The 15,519-nt window shown below is 39.2% G+C and carries 13 protein-coding genes; 5 read left to right on the top strand and 8 right to left on the bottom strand.

From position 1 onward, the window contains the following. Positions 1-25 precede the first annotated feature (25 nt). Together DTA23_RS17310 and DTA23_RS17305 are read left to right on the top strand one after the other, a co-directional pair. Complete coding sequence (locus tag DTA23_RS17310) at positions 26-1,213, top strand: aspartate aminotransferase family protein (protein WP_112375506.1); 1,188 nt, start codon at positions 26-28, stop codon at positions 1,211-1,213. 34 nt (positions 1,214-1,247) lie between these two features. Continuing rightward, positions 1,248-2,009, top strand: coding sequence for an SGNH/GDSL hydrolase family protein (locus DTA23_RS17305; RefSeq protein WP_112375505.1), 762 nt, complete (start codon positions 1,248-1,250; stop codon positions 2,007-2,009). 69 nt (positions 2,010-2,078) lie between these two features. On the opposite strand, the gene DTA23_RS17300 is transcribed toward DTA23_RS17305, so the two are convergent. Further along, positions 2,079-3,275: an MFS transporter gene (locus tag DTA23_RS17300; RefSeq protein ID WP_112375504.1), complete on the bottom strand. Its 1,197-nt coding sequence runs from the start codon at positions 3,273-3,275 to the stop codon at positions 2,079-2,081. 65 nt (positions 3,276-3,340) lie between these two features. Next, on the bottom strand, positions 3,341-4,528 hold the full coding sequence (locus DTA23_RS17295) for a class I SAM-dependent rRNA methyltransferase (RefSeq protein ID WP_070563065.1): 1,188 nt from the start codon (positions 4,526-4,528) through the stop codon (positions 3,341-3,343). A gap of 58 nt (positions 4,529-4,586) precedes the next feature. Here DTA23_RS17295 and DTA23_RS17290 point away from each other — a divergent pair, with 58 nt between their 5' ends. After that, positions 4,587-5,528 (top strand): hypothetical protein, encoded by a 942-nt coding sequence (locus DTA23_RS17290; RefSeq protein ID WP_070563068.1) that lies wholly within the window; start codon positions 4,587-4,589, stop codon positions 5,526-5,528. A gap of 15 nt (positions 5,529-5,543) precedes the next feature. On the opposite strand, the gene thrC is transcribed toward DTA23_RS17290, so the two are convergent. The 3 genes from thrC to thrA form a co-directional block, all read right to left on the bottom strand. Then, entirely contained in the window at positions 5,544-6,851 is a 1,308-nt protein-coding gene (thrC, locus tag DTA23_RS17285; protein WP_070563071.1) for a threonine synthase, read from the bottom strand. A gap of 152 nt (positions 6,852-7,003) precedes the next feature. Then, positions 7,004-7,942 carry a homoserine kinase gene (locus DTA23_RS17280; RefSeq protein WP_046672011.1) on the bottom strand — a complete coding sequence of 313 codons (939 nt, stop codon included), beginning with the start codon at positions 7,940-7,942 and terminating at the stop codon, positions 7,004-7,006. Positions 7,943-8,029: 87 nt separating this feature from the next. After that, positions 8,030-10,477, bottom strand: coding sequence for a bifunctional aspartate kinase/homoserine dehydrogenase I (gene thrA / locus DTA23_RS17275; protein ID WP_070563074.1), 2,448 nt, complete (start codon positions 10,475-10,477; stop codon positions 8,030-8,032). Between the two features lie 536 nt (positions 10,478-11,013). On the opposite strand from thrA, the gene DTA23_RS17270 reads away from it, so the two are divergent. Together DTA23_RS17270 and DTA23_RS17265 are read left to right on the top strand one after the other, a co-directional pair. After that, positions 11,014-11,595 carry a C40 family peptidase gene (locus DTA23_RS17270; RefSeq protein ID WP_046671999.1) on the top strand — a complete coding sequence of 194 codons (582 nt, stop codon included), beginning with the start codon at positions 11,014-11,016 and terminating at the stop codon, positions 11,593-11,595. A gap of 105 nt (positions 11,596-11,700) precedes the next feature. Beyond that, a complete protein-coding gene (locus tag DTA23_RS17265) occupies positions 11,701-12,213 on the top strand; it encodes a phosphoribosyltransferase family protein (protein ID WP_070563077.1) in 513 nt (170 codons plus the stop codon). Positions 12,214-12,222: 9 nt separating this feature from the next. On the opposite strand, the gene DTA23_RS17260 is transcribed toward DTA23_RS17265, so the two are convergent. The 3 genes from DTA23_RS17260 to DTA23_RS17250 form a co-directional block, all read right to left on the bottom strand. Continuing rightward, a complete protein-coding gene (locus tag DTA23_RS17260) occupies positions 12,223-13,689 on the bottom strand; it encodes a LysM peptidoglycan-binding domain-containing protein (RefSeq protein WP_112375503.1) in 1,467 nt (488 codons plus the stop codon). A 183-nt stretch (positions 13,690-13,872) separates the two neighbouring features. Beyond that, positions 13,873-14,070, bottom strand: coding sequence for a twin-arginine translocase TatA/TatE family subunit (gene tatA, locus DTA23_RS17255; RefSeq protein WP_046671996.1), 198 nt, complete (start codon positions 14,068-14,070; stop codon positions 13,873-13,875). A gap of 93 nt (positions 14,071-14,163) precedes the next feature. Beyond that, the gene (locus DTA23_RS17250; RefSeq protein ID WP_112375502.1) at positions 14,164-15,477 is read right to left on the bottom strand and encodes a murein hydrolase activator EnvC family protein; all 1,314 of its coding nucleotides are present in this window, start codon (positions 15,475-15,477) and stop codon (positions 14,164-14,166) included. Positions 15,478-15,519 lie beyond the last annotated feature (42 nt).

Raw genomic sequence — 15,519 nt, 5'->3', positions numbered from 1 at the left:
TTTATTTTCGGACATTTGTAAGATCATGTTAAGCAACAGAGAATTATTTTTAATGAATACCGCTCAAACATCTAGCTCACCTAGATTGGTTGAAGTAGTTAAGGCTGAAGGTGTCTACCTTTATGGCCCAAATGGAGAAGAATACATGGATTTGGTCTCTGGCTTCAATGTCAGCAATATAGGCCATCGTCACCCGAAGGTTTTGGAAGCTATAAAATCACAATTGGACCAGTACCTACATGTCACCGTTTATGGTGAATTTGTGCAGGCCCCACAGGTGCAATTTGCTACAGAATTATTAGCAGAACTTCCTCCTAATTTTCAATCGGTTTACCTCACCAACAGTGGAACGGAAGCCGTAGAGGGATCAATGAAAATAGCAAAGAAATATACCGGTCGCAGGCAGATTATCGCTGCAAAAAAGGCGTACCACGGCAGTACACAAGGCGCGCTCAGTCTTATCGGAAACGATGCGTACCGTAAAGCGTATGCCCCCCTCCTTCCCGAAATAGATTTTATCGAGTTTAATGATCTGGACGATCTAACAAAGATTACGGAACAAACTGCTGCTGTCATCCTCGAAGCTATTCAGGGGGAAGCGGGTGTCCGAGTCCCGGATATCGCTTACATGCAAGCCGTCAGAAAACGCTGTAATGAAACAGGTACCCTACTGATCTTTGATGAAATCCAAACTGGTTTTGGCCGCACAGGCCGTCTCTTTGCTTTTGAGCATTTTGCTATCGTCCCAGATATCCTGATGCTTGCCAAAGGAATCGGTGGTGGCATGCCCCTAGGCGCATTTGTTGCAGCCAAAGAAGTGATGGATGTTATTAAGGATAATCCCATGCTTGGGCATATCACGACTTTTGGGGGCCACCCCGTAAGTTGTGCCGCAGCACGGGCTTCACTGGCTGTTATCAAGGAAGAAAAATTGGTAGAACAGGTCGAGCGAAAATCGCTTTTATTTAAAGAAAAACTCCGACACCCTGCAATTAAAGAAATTCGAGGATTAGGTCTTATGATGTGTCTGCAATTGGATTCCTTTGATCAGGTTTACAACGTGAGTAAGTATTGTGCTGAAAACGGGGTTATGATCGATTGGTATCTGCATTGTGAAACAGCACTGCGTGTCGCTCCTCCATTGACGATTACAGATCTGGAAATTGAAAAAGCGTGTAACATCATTATAAAAGGTTTGGAAAAGTATGCTTAAAGTATGTAACTTTAAACATAACAAAAACCTAATAATGAACACAAACCGCAGATCATTTATCAAAAAAAGCATTATTGGTTCCGGTCTATTGACTGGTGCCAATATACTGGGAAACGATGTATTCGCTCACGAATCCACCGCCAGTTCCTCAAAAATCAGTTTAAATAACGACGACATCATTTTATTTCAGGGTGATTCCATTACGGATGTGGGCCGAGATAGAAACAATAGAAATGCCAATGATACCGCAGCACTTGGACGCGGTTATGCTCTATTGGCTGCCAGCCAGCTCTTAAATAAATATTCGGCAAAAAAACTAAAGGTATATAATACAGGTATTAGTGGAAATCGTGTGCCCGATCTTCAAAAGCGCTGGCAGGAGGATACACTGGCAATTAAACCCACTGTATTGAGTATTTTGATCGGTGTGAACGATTTCTGGCGAACAATCGACCGCGGAGCACAGACAACGGTTGAGGAGTATAAATCCCAATACCAAAAGTTACTACAGGAGACATTACAAAAGCTTCCAAACGTCAAATTGATCATTGGAGAACCTTTTGCAGTAAAGGGCGTAGGTCACATTACTGAAGCGTGGTATCCAAAATTTTTGGCCTACCAAGAATCCGCTCGTGAAGTCGCCAAAGAATTTGGCGCAATTCTAATTCCCTATCAAAAAATATTCGACAATGCCCAAAAGAATGCTCCTGGTGCCTACTGGGCAGCAGATGGTGTACACCCTACCCTTGCCGGCGCACAGATGATGGCCTCAGCCTGGATGGACTGCATCAAATAATAACAAAAAAGAGCGGATATTTTATTGAAATCCGCTCTTTCGTGTTTAACATGCGCCTATATGCCAAATCTAGATTTCTTTGTAAGGTGTTTTTTGTAGATTGGGAAGAAAATAAGCCACAATACCCATCAATGGCAGGTAGGAACATAGGTGATAAATAAACTCGATGGACGTATGATCTGCCTGCCAGCCAAGTACAGCGGATCCAATCCCTCCCATTCCAAATGCAAAGCCGTAAAATAAACCTGAAACCATGCCCAACTTCTTAGGCAATAGTTCTTGTGCATAAACAATAATTGCTGGAAAAGCTGATGATAAAATCAATCCAATAATCACGATTAGTATTCCCGTCATCGTAAGTCCGACATAGGGTAATGCTAATGCAAATGGTGCAACGCCCAAGACGGAGAACCAAATGACATATTTGCGACCAAATCGGTCCCCGAATACTCCCCCCAGTAATGTTCCCACCGCAACAGCTATCAGAAAATAAAATAGATAGACTTGTGCTTCCACTTCATTAATCCCAAATTTCTTGATGGTATAAAACTGGAAATAGTTTGTAATACTTGCTATATAGAAGTATTTTGAAACAATCAGTAAGAGGAGTATAATAACGGTCACGATGATTCGGCTATTGGGTAGATCAGGCACGCGTATTGTTTTCTTCGTTGATTTGGCAAAGCTCTGAAGCCTCTTTTTATACCAACTACCAATATAATAAGATATAAATTGGCCAAGAATCGTAAATAAGCACATCCAGGCGATCGCCTGCTGCCCTCTCGGTAATACCAAAAAAGCGACAATGATTGGGGCCATTGCGGTCCCTGCATTTCCTCCAATCTGAAAAATAGATTGTGCCATACTTCTTCTCCCTCCCGATGCCATATAAGCTACACGAGAAGATTCAGGGTGAAAGATTGAAGAACCAATCCCTACCAGAAAAACAGAAAATAAGATCCATTCATAACTATGTGCTTTCGAAAACAAAAGCATACCGAGAAGGGAAAAAGACATCCCAATGATCTGAGAGTATGGTACAGGATGTTTGTCCGTAAATGAGCCTACAACGGGCTGGAATATTGAAGCTGCTATCTGATACACCATTGTAATCATCCCAACCTGAGAAAAGCTTAGATGATGCTCTTCTTTGAGCAAGGGATAGGTTGCCGGTATCACTCCCTGAATCATATCGTTCAAAAGATGCACCATGCTCACGGCAAACAAAATAGAAAAAATAGGTCTACTCGTCTTCTCTTGTATCATGACGTTGTTCAAAAATTAAAAAGGTTGATTTGTTAAAATCAACCTAAACTATCTTCATATAATAATTACAATACGCGCACCAACAATCCTTTCAGATACTCGCCTTCTGGGAACGATGCCCGGACAGGATGATCTTCAGGCTGATGAAATTGTCTGATAAACTGAATTTCCTTACCGGCATCCAGTGCAGCCCAAGCGAGCACTTGTTTGAAGGTATCCATGTCCATCGCACCTGAGCAAGAAAATGTCGCTAATAAACCACCACTATTTAACAACATCAATCCGCGGCGATTGAGGTCTTTATACGCCCTTGATGCTCTTTCCAATGCAGATCGAGAGGGTGCATATTTCGGTGGATCCAAGACAATAAGATCAAATTTTTCCCCTTCATCAATGAATTTACGCAATTGCTTGTTTACATCAGACAATATTGCGCTATGTCGACTAAGTTCAAAACCATTTTCAATAATATTCTTTTCCAGGGTTTCAATAGCCAGTGCAGAACTATCTACAGATATAACTTCTGCCGCCCCACTTTTCAAGCTATTTAACGTAAAACCACCGGAATAGCAAAAACAATCTAGGACGCGTTTATTTGAAACGTAATTGGCCGTCAGCTGGCGATTTTCACGTTGGTCGCAATAAAATCCCGATTTTTGTCCATCAATAATGTTCACCTTATAATGAATGCCATTTTCGATAACGTCGACAAATTCAGATGGAAGTTCTCCAAACAAAAGCCCATTGGTATCAGGTAAACCTTCATGTTCGCGAGATTTCAGATCACTACGCTCATAAATTCCTTTGGGTTGCAGCAAAGCATTCAATTCATCGATAATAACTGATTTGACTTTTTCCACCCCAACTGAATGAACCTGAATGGATATAAAATCCGCGTATTTGTCTGCAATAAGTCCAGGAAGAAAATCTGCTTCAGCAAAGATTAAACGAACCGTATTGGTGACACCTTCTTGCAACAGATGCTGTCTTGCTGCTACAGCCTTCTGAACGCGTGCACGCCACCAATCTGCATCAATCTGTGCTTGAGGGTTCCATTCCAATAAACGAATGGCTACACGCGAGCTATTGTGAAATAGACCATAGGCAATAAATTCACGTTCAGCATTGTAAACGCCAACAACTTCGCCATCTTCAATCTTATCGGACAATGATTTAATTGCTCCAGAAAATACCCAAGGATGCAATTGCCAGGCAGCTTTATCCTTACCCTTATTCAAATAAACTGATTTCATTGTTGCAAAATTAACGTATTAATTGTAAAACCCTGCTTCTTTATTTGTCAAAAAATAAATGAAACAATTATTCTTGTATATTTACAAAATGAATTTAAAACACTTATTATTAACCACAACATTTATTTGTTCGCTTTTTTCGTGTAAAAAATCAGATTCTGAACTCACAATTAAAAATGAGGAAGATCTTGAGCTTGTCGAGTTGTCTAGATTTGAAAAAACAGAAATGAAAGTCAGCCAAGCAATTAAAGCTGAACCATATTTTATGGTAGGCTATGGATATGATGCAAAAGAAAACCTACTTTTTGTCAATAAGGGGCTACGTGCAAAAATCATTGATACCGAAAAATTAAAGGAGTCTTCTTATATTTCTAGAACAACGGGCTTTTCAAGTGGTGGTGCATTTAGCGAAGATATTAATAAGGAGGGACTATTGAGAAGTCTGAGAATACAATTTGATCATTACGGGGAGCAACTCGTTACAACGGAAACAGATGCATTGGCACGCATTCCCTCGGACCAGAAAATGCAACTAACCAACTATTATTCTGAAGGATTTCAATACAGCATGCTTTTCTTTGCAGTAAAAGATCCGAAATTTCAAAATCAAGACTTCATTAATTTTGTTCAGAACAACAGTCCAGAACTTATTGTAAAAAAGTATGGCACACATCTCATTTTGAGTTGCACCAAGGGGGCGTCCGTAAATCTTATAAAATACCTGGACAAAAAAACTGTGCTTGATGACAAAGTCATAAAAGATTGGAAAATTGTAGCGTTTGTTTCAGGTGCCAATCTCCGATTATTTGATATGCACCCGATAAAAAATACCATTGATGTCAGTGCATGGTTAAGTTCATTGACGGAAGAAAATGGAGATTTCATAAGATTTGGGCGAGAGCAACCTATCCCCATCTATGACTTAATCTTAGATAAGGATAAAAAACTTGAATTAAAGAATTATATTGATACTTATCTTGGTATAAAAAAGGGCTCCTAAAGGAGCCCTCAACGTTTAGTTATGGTTGATTAAATATTTTTTGAAGGCTTCGAAATCAACTTTTAAAAGTTCCGCTAATTTTTCTTTTCCTTGCAATGTTTCTGCACCGGCAGGCAACACTATTTTTCCAAATACATCTGCTGCTATTGCGTCGGGGAATTTGCAGGGATGTGCTGTCGATAAGAAAACCGAAGCGTAATGACCTGGATGCTCCTTTGCATAAGCACGAGCGCCAAGCCAGGCGATTGCTGTATGCGGACAGGCGATATAGTTCGATTCTTCATATAATTTTTGCATTCCTTCTTTTGTTTCTTCATCTGTAAATGTATAAGAAGAGAGCATATTTTTTAATTCCTCCACATTTCCGCCAAAAAGATCCTGTATACGCACCCAGTTGCTGGGATTCCCAACATCCATGGCATTGCTTAAGGTTTGAACAGAAGGCAATGGTTCATATTTGCCGGAAGAAAGGAATCGAGGAACGGTATCATTGACGTTTGTTGCAGCTACAAAATGCTTCACTGGAAGTCCCATTTTATAGGACAATAAACCAGCCCCGATATTACCAAAATTACCACTCGGCACTGTAAACACGACCTCATTGATTCCTTGTGACTTCAATTGTGCATACGCATAAAAATAATAAAATGTCTGTGGGATCAGCCGTGCTATATTGATTGAATTAGCGGAGGTCAAACGCAATACAGCATTGAGTTCTGCATCACTAAAAGCTTGCTTTACTAATGCCTGACAATCATCAAAAGTTCCTTCAACTTCAATAGCACGAATATTTTGTCCATTGGTGGTCAATTGTAGTTCCTGAACTTCCGAGACTTTACCTTTAGGATATAAGATCGTCACACGTGTTCCTTCTACGCCCAAAAAGCCCAATGCAACAGCTCCTCCTGTATCGCCTGACGTCGCAACAAGCACGTCCAGTAATTTATCGTCAGTCTTTGAAAAATAGCCCATAACCCTGCTCATAAACCGAGCTCCGAAATCTTTAAAAGCATAAGACGGCCCATGAAATAGTTCGAGCACAGCCGTGCTGTCGGTCAAGAATCTTACAGGAGCATCAAAATTGATGGCATCGTTCACAATCTGTTTTAAATCGCCTTTGGGAATATCTTTTCCCAATAGTGTAGAAGCTACTTCGAAAGCAATCTCCTGCAAGGAATACTGTTGAATATTCTTAATGAATAGCGGGTCCAATTGTGGAATCTCTTCAGGCATATACAATCCTTTGTCTGCAGGGAGAGAATTGAAGACCGCATCTTTAAAGGAGACTTCTAATGTTTTATTATTTGTACTATAAAATTTCATATGTAAATAATTTTGTCAAGGCCATATAAAATATCCTGTTATTTTGATTCGTATTCACTTTAGAATGCGGATATTTCATTTTATTATCTTTTCTGAGCCAATTATCAATTGACCTGAGATTTATAAACCTCGTTTCTGTCCGTAAATAATTTTTAATCTAAAACCCTGGGTCCTTCGACATTGACACGGGAAACATAGCCAAAACTGTCAATTTCATTTTCTTTGAGATGAGTTTGAATTTTGTCGGCGATATCCTTTGCTATTTTTTCGTCCCGTGTTATTGCAACGACAGAGGGGCCTGAGCCAGAAATACCAAAACTCAAGGCACCATTTTTCAAAGCAATCTCCTTCATTTCATAAAACTGGGGAATTAAAATTGCACGTGTTGGTTCAATGAGGATATCTTTCATGCTTCGTGCAATGAGATCGTAATCTTCTTTGAACAATGCAGCGACCAATCCCGCGATATTTCCCCATTGTGTCACGGCGTCTTTCAACAGCACTTTATCCTTTATGAGTTGTCTTGCGTCACGTGTGGGAACATCGACCTGTGGAAAAACCACTGCTGCTACGAGTTCTTTTGGGGAAGGTATAGAAATAACATCCAAAGGTTCATTTCCCCGGATTAATGTGATGCCTCCATAAAGCGCTGGAGCAACATTATCGGCGTGGCCTGTACCGCAAGCCAAACGCTCACCTTCAACACAAAATGGTAATAATTCTTCTTTTGTCAAAGGGTTTCCGAGCATGGTATTGATGGCAAAAAGCCCAGCTACGGTGCTTGCTGCGCTGGAACCTAGCCCAGATCCAATTGGCATATGTTTATGCAATTCGATTTCGACACCTACCTTTGATGAGATATTCAGGGCTTGTAATAGATATTGCACACAGGCAGATACGGTGTTCTTACCGGGATCGAGCGGCAGTCTTCCATCGTCACCAGTTATTTCCCGAATCGTTACTCCAGGTTGTTGCGTACGTCGCATCACCACCTCATCACCGGGTTGCTCAACAGCAAAACCCAATATATCAAAACCGCAGATCATATTTGCGACAGTTGCAGGTGCAAAAACACGAACTTCCGACAGCATGCTGTCTAAATTTATCACCTTATCTTTCAGATACTCCACATTTAAATTATTGGCCATCACGTAATTTTTATTTTCCTTGAATAGTTTTTATGCTCCGACATTTACCAAATCTGCAAATACACCGGCAGCTGTCACCTCAGCTCCCGCACCAGGACCTTTTACGACAAGGGGACGTTCTTTATAACGCTCTGTTGTAAACGATATAATGTTATCGCTGCCTGATAAAGCATAAAAAGGATGGTTTTCATCAACAAACTGAATCGCAATGGATACCTTTCCATTTTCCAATTTCCCGATGTAGCGGATTACTTTATTTTCATTGGCTGCTTTCTTCTTCATTGCTTCGAAATATTCATTTTCCTGTTGCAATTCTGTATAAAAAGAATCTACTGTATCTGCTTTCAAACATGCTGGAGGTAATATTGCACCGAGGTCTACATCTTCGGCCTCAACAGCATACCCCGCATCTCTCGCCAGGATGAGCATTTTACGCATAAAATCTACACCACCTAAATCATCCCTTGGATCTGGCTCGGTGTATCCCAGCTCCTGAGCCTGTTTGACGATATCATAAAAAGAAGCATCTGCTTTAAAATTGTTGAAAATATACGAGATTGTCCCTGAAAGAATAGCCTCTATCTTCAGAATACGGTCACCGCTCAGCATCAAGTCTTTGAGCACCCTGACGATAGGCAATCCTGCACCTACATTTGTTTCATAAAAGAAATCTACACCGTGTCGATGAGCAGTATCGCGTAATGTTTTATATTGCTCGAATTTACCTGAATTCGCAATTTTATTGCAGGTGACGATTGAAATATTGGATTTAAAGATATCTTCGTAGTAGGTTGCAGGTAATTTGCTTGCAGTATTATCGATAAATACACAGTTCGGCAAATTCAGCGCTTTCATTCGATCTATAAACAATGCCAGGTCTGATTCAGTTCCATTTTTAGCAAGTTCATCCGACCAATTATTTAAATCAACACCTTCGGTATTGAAAAGCATTTTACGGCTATTGGAAATTCCAACAACTTTAATTTCAATATCATTTTTATCCAATAGGAAGTCATGTTGATTTTCCAATTGTTTAAATAAAGTTGCACCAATGTTACCGGTACCGATATTAAATACATGCAGCGTTTTCTTTAGCTCTGCAAAAAACGCATCATGTACGGCATTAAGTGCCTTCGCTAAATCTTCTTTACCAATAATTACAGATATATTGTATTCGGATGATCCCTGTGCAATAGCACGGACGTTGATACCGTTGCGTCCTAATGCTGCAAATAATCGACCGGCCATGCCGGGAGTTTTTTTCATATTTTCACCAACGATAGCTAAGACCGACAGGTTTTCTTCGATCGCAGGAACGACCAGTTTATTTGCCTGGATTTCAAGCTCAAACTCCACTTCGATCAATTGTATAGCGCGTTTGGCATCCGATGGATTGACAGCAAATGTGATGCTGTGTTCGGAAGATGATTGCGTGATTAGCACAACATTGATCTGCTCTCGAGCCAATAGCGTAAAAAGCCGCCCGCTAAAACCCGATTTACCGATCATCCCTGATCCACTCAGGTTGATGACAGAAATATCCGAGATCGAAGAAATCCCCTTGATTGGCAGCGCAGTTTTTCCACTATCAAACTGAATCACTGTCCCTGAAAAATCAGGCTCAAAAGTATTTCGAATAACTATCGGTATTTTCTTTAAGAAAGCCGGAATCATCGTTGGAGGATAAATCACCTTAGCACCGAAGTAAGATAACTCCATTGCCTCTGTGTATGATAATACAGGCAAGGAAAACGCTTTCTTCACAATACGTGGATCGGCAGTTAACATCCCATTCACATCTGTCCAAATTTCAATGGCTGTTGCGTCCAGTATCGACCCGAAGATCGCTGCGGTATAATCTGATCCACCTCTTCCCAAGGTGGTAATACGTCCATTTTCATTACTTCCGATAAAACCGGTGACAAACAGTAGTTTATCACCATGCGTGATATACAATGATTTCACCAATTGCTCCGTTAGCATTTCATTTAAATGTGCATTACCAAAATTTGAATCAGTTTTCACATAATGGGATGCATCTACAAATAGAGACTCGGGAATATATTGTTCCATCACCTTAGATACCATATAATTTGAGCAACGCTCACCGTAGCTAAGGATCAAATCTTTACTTTGATTACTCAGCTCCTTTAGTGCAGAAATTCCTTGCAGGAGATCTTCTATCTCATTAAAAAACAACTTTAGCTTTGTAAATACAGGATTTTGATATTTCACAGCCAAGAGCTCTTTGACAACCGTAAAATGCTTATCTTCCAAGGACTTTAGACCATCCGAAAAGGACTTTCCTTCGGCAGCGTCCTCCGCCAGTTGGGTAAGTAAGTTTGTTACACCTGACATAGCTGACAACACAACCAATGGTTTTTCCTTTGCATCGTAAGATTTTTTTACAATGCTTAAGACCGCCTTTAGACTTTCTACCGTCCCGACCGATGTGCCTCCAAATTTTAAAACTTTCATACTGTTTTATACTGTTTGTTTAGATTGATGATTTTTATGCTAAAAAAAGAAGCGCTTTCCTTTGTCGAGGAAAGCGCTTCTAAATATTGTGTCTACAATTATATACAACGAAACTACTTCCTCCTGAGTTTTATCCCGGTGGTAATAATAATCGATGTAATAATTGTATTTGTGTTCATTGCTTTTGCTTATGTTTTGTAAATATAGAACAAATATTATCACTTTACCAAAGAAAATTAATATTTTTTTTAAGATTCACAATGAGACATATAATCAAGTGGCATTCTGACATTAGGGGAGCGTTTTTTACTCGAACAGGTAGTCGAGGCACTGTCGTTGATCGTTGACAGAATTATTAAAGTACAATATGCCCAAATGGGCGTTATGAAGATGTTAAAATTGTTAAAATTTCGTTAAATACCTTAAAATAAATTTGACCCTAAACTGATATTGTATTATATTCGCAACAGTGCTGTCCAAAATAGATGACAGTGTTAAATTTTTAAAAGTTAAATGTTGTACAAAAAAGCGATTTAATGAAAACAAAGAAATTTATAGCGTCAATGCTATTTATCGGCTTATGTCTAGTGTCGCAGGCACAAACCAACAGAAACTCCAAACCAGAATCAGATCCTGATAATCTAGCGAAAGAATACTTTTCACAAATCATGGGAGTTGCAGTCTCAGCAACAACAAATACCAAACTTTATCAATTTGTTTACGAATGGTTGGGAACTCCATACCGCTTAGGAGGAGATTCAAAAAGAGGCATTGATTGTTCTAAATTTTCTTATGAATTATACGACAAAGTATTTAACACTTCGTTAGGATATAATAGCAGAAATCAATATTCTCAAGTCAAAACTGTCGAAAAAAATGAGCTAAAAGCAGGTGATTTGGTATTCTTCAAAATTAGAAGTAAAAGTATTACCCATGTAGGTGTTTATATCGGCGATAATAAGTTTGCACATGCCTCGTCCAGTAAAGGAGTTATGATTAGCAATTTAGATGAGCCATACTGGCGACGTTATTATTACAATGGTGGTCGTTTACCAGAAGATAATAGATCGCTTACAGCAGAAATATTAAAAGCGGAAAAAGATAATAAATTGAATTAATAAGATTGATTCAGTCTCGAAAAGTCCAAAGCGTTTAACTCGTTTTGGACTTTTTTTATACAATATAATATCCTATTTTTACCCCATAATCATTGGAATACTATTATGTCTTCAAAGAAAACGCTCATCTTAAATAAAGAACAAATAAAACAAAAATCTATTCGGATTGCCTATCAAATTTTGGAAGACAATTTTGAAGATGAAACACTTGTATTGGTAGGAATTGCTGACCGGGGTTATGTATTTGCACAACGCCTTCAGGCGATTTTACAGGAGATTTCAACGAAGGAAATCCTGCTGATTAAAGTTACTATGAAGAAAACGAGTAGATCGTTGAGTGCAAGCACAGACATACCTGTTGATATTGCAAAAGATAAGACCATCATCTTAGTCGATGATGTACTGAATAGTGGTAGAGCCTTAGCCTATGGACTGGGTGTATTCTTAAACGTTCCATTGAAGAAAATGAGAACGGCTGTATTAATTGATAGAAGCCACCATAAGTTCCCTATATTTAGTGACTACTATGGTACGAAGCTTTCAACGATATTAAGAGAACATGTTACCGTTACTCTTGAAGAATTTGACAAAGAAGAAGATGCAGCATGGTTAATTTAAACCATGCTGTTATTTTTTTGAGACTTTCAATTTCATCCCCGGTTTTATCCGGCTTCCATTTAAATCATTTTCACTTTTAAGTCGACCGACTGATGTGCCATTTTTATCTGCGATCTCAGATAATGTATCACCTTTCTTAACGACATAGTAAGCTGTACGCGTGGCGCTAGCGGCACGTTGTTGGTTTTTCTTTGAAGACCTTTCTGTGTTACGAGCTAATTTCGCATTGACGAAATCATCCTCCTTTTTTATCAGTAAGTTTTGTCCAGGGACAATCTGATTTCCACGCAGGTTATTCCAAGATTTTATATCCTGTACGGTTACTTCAAACTTGTCAGCAATGGAAGCGAATGTCTCACCAACTTTCACTTTATATTTCCCATTCTGTAAAGGCTCGCTTGGATTTTCTGTCTGACTAGGATTTACCGAAGATATTGGCGTATTGAGCGCTGCATACAATTCCTCTGCGGCAATCTTTTTATCCAATACAGGTAAAACTAATCGCAATGGGGACTCTTCAGTGCCATTTAATACATTTTTTTTAAAACTAGGATTCAATGCACGTAATGTCTCTTTTGACACCTGTAAAGCATCCGCTATTTGGTTCAATGAAATACGCTTATTGATATCTAATGCTTGAGTTCTCAGTGAAAGTTCGGTATCCGCAGCATTGATATCATTTTCGTCCGCATATTTCATCGCATAGGTCATTGCGATGAACTTAGGGATATAGTTTTGGGTCTGTTGCGTTAGATATGGAGCGATATCCCAAAAAGTAGCATTCTCCTTTCCCGAACGTTGGATCGCACGGCTAACCGCTCCTTTACCGCCATTATAGGATGCTATCGCTAACAACCAATCGCCATATTCATCATAAGCTTCTTTTAGGATTTTTGCAATAGCATAGCTCGAAGCGATCGGATCCATACGTTGGTCGGTATAACTGTCCACCGTAAGATGATAAGTTTTGGCTTCATAATACATCAATTGCCATAAGCCTGTTGCTCCGGCACTAGAGATATCACGTGGATTTAATGATGATTCGACTACACTTAGATATTTGAGTTCCCGCGGCACTCCTACTTCATCCATGATTTTATCAAACAATGGGAAATAGTATTGTCCTAGTCCCATCATCCTACACATATAGGGATTATAATTATCCGACGTGTATTTGGCAATCAGATCTTTCACTCGTGGTGAGTAGTCTAATGGAACCTCACGTTCTATTGCCTTTAATTTCCGTACAAGCTGTATATCTTCATCTGTAATTTCAGCATCATGCTGTCGGTTACTTCCGGAAGATTTTATACTGTCCAGGTACTGGTAAATGTCTTGTTTTTCTTTTTCGATGCTTTTTTGAAAGAAGGTATGGGCAGCTTCTTTCATACCTTCTACAGCGCTTTCTTGGGCCATGAGTGGTAGTACATAGCATACCCCTCCTAGTATTGAAATTAACGTCTGTTTTCCGATCATAAATTTACTGTTAAATCCGAGTTTGATTCATCTGCTGAAAAATCAACAATAATCTAAACGATTAGAAATGGATTTTAGTATAAAATGGTTTTCGTCCTATTTCGCTATAGGTCGCGTATAAAACAAAATACGATTTTGTTCATCACAAAATCGTATCCATGCTATATGGGATCAAAACCTCCCTTATTTGTTATCTTCTACTTCAGATTTTTTTTCAGGTGAAGACTCATCTTTTTGGCCTTCTTTAAATTCCTTTACTCCTTTACCCAATCCGCGCATCAATTCAGGAATCTTCTTGCCACCAAATAATAGTAACAATATTACTACAATGACAATTAACTCTTGCCCCCCGATTCCCATGATTAATAATGATGTTGACATAACTATAATTTCTTGTTTTTCAATTCTTTTAAACTAAAACTTCTCTCTCTATTTACAAATGTAATGATAATTATTAAATATAGTAATTATTTCTTATCTCGCCAACCATGACATCGGATTCAGTGGTGTTGTTCCTTGTAGTACAGAAAATTCTACCATCGGAACTCCCGTATCGGAATCTACATCGGCCGTCCCTATCGTCTGTCCCGTACTTACTTTTTGTCCTTTTGAAACACTTACACCAGCCAAATTCATATAAACAGTAAAGTATTCACCATGTTTAATCATGACAATACGCTGCCCCATCATCGATACTATACTCAAAACTTCTCCATTAAATACTGCTTTCACGGCCGAACCGCTTGATGTTTGTATTTTGACAGTTTCATGATCCCAATTGACATTTCTACCGACACTTTCTGAACCAAACTCTTGCATAATCTTCGCATTAGAAACAGGCCAAGGCAAACTACCTCGGTTCGATCTGAAGTCATTTGAAAGTTTGACTGCTTCCGGAGTACTACGTAAGACTTCAGAATCTGATTTTCGCGCAGTATTACTGCCTTTCGAACTTGTATTATTTTTACCCTTTGTATTTGATGTGGACTCATTCGCTTTGCGATTCCGTTCAGCAGCAGCTTCCGCAGCACGACGCGCCGCCTCAGCTCGTCGACGTTCAGCCTCAATTTCTCTTCTAATGATCTCCTTGATGGCCGCATTAATACGACGCTCCTCTTTTTGCTTTTGGGTAATATCTTTCTTCACGCCGCGCTCTGTAACAATCAATTCACTCAATTGTCCAGAATAAACAGATCGCTGTTGAGATATGGTTTTTTTCTCATTTTCCTGCTCTTTCATCAAGGCAACCTGTTTGTTTCGGTCCGCCTGCAATTGAGCAATTTTTTGTTCAATCTGTTTCTTGGTATTTTCGATATCGGCAGCTTTCAGCTTTCTAGAATCGTTAAACTGTTGTAAGTACTTAACCCGTCGGAACCCCTGATTAAAATCCTTGGATGCAAAAATAAACATCAATTTATTATAGGCATTCCGGTTTCTGAACGCAAACATCACCATCTTCTCATAGTCACGTTTCATCTTCTCCAATTCGGCCTTTAACTTATTTACGGCAGCGGTATTGGCATTGATATGTTTGTTAATTACAGCTACTTCCGAAGTAATGGTATTTATCTTCTGCTCGCGCAAATTAATCTGCTTACTCAATGCTGTCACTTGTTGTTGAGTAAGTGATTTTTCCTTTGCAATCTCTTTGACCGTATTCTGTAATTCAGCAATTTCACGATTGAGTTTCTCACGCTGTTTTTCAAGTTCAGCCCTAGTCTGCGCCGATGAAATCCCAATCATGAATAGGAAAGCAGCTATACCAAGTATTGTCTTTTTAAAGTTCATTTACAGTACTATTTTTTTGTGTTTGCCATCTTTCTATCCTAT

The organism is Sphingobacterium multivorum (genome assembly GCF_900457465.1).
Classification (GTDB): domain Bacteria; phylum Bacteroidota; class Bacteroidia; order Sphingobacteriales; family Sphingobacteriaceae; genus Sphingobacterium; species Sphingobacterium multivorum.
Note: the sequence above shows the minus strand (reverse complement) of the source record. Positions and strands in the feature narration are given on the sequence as shown.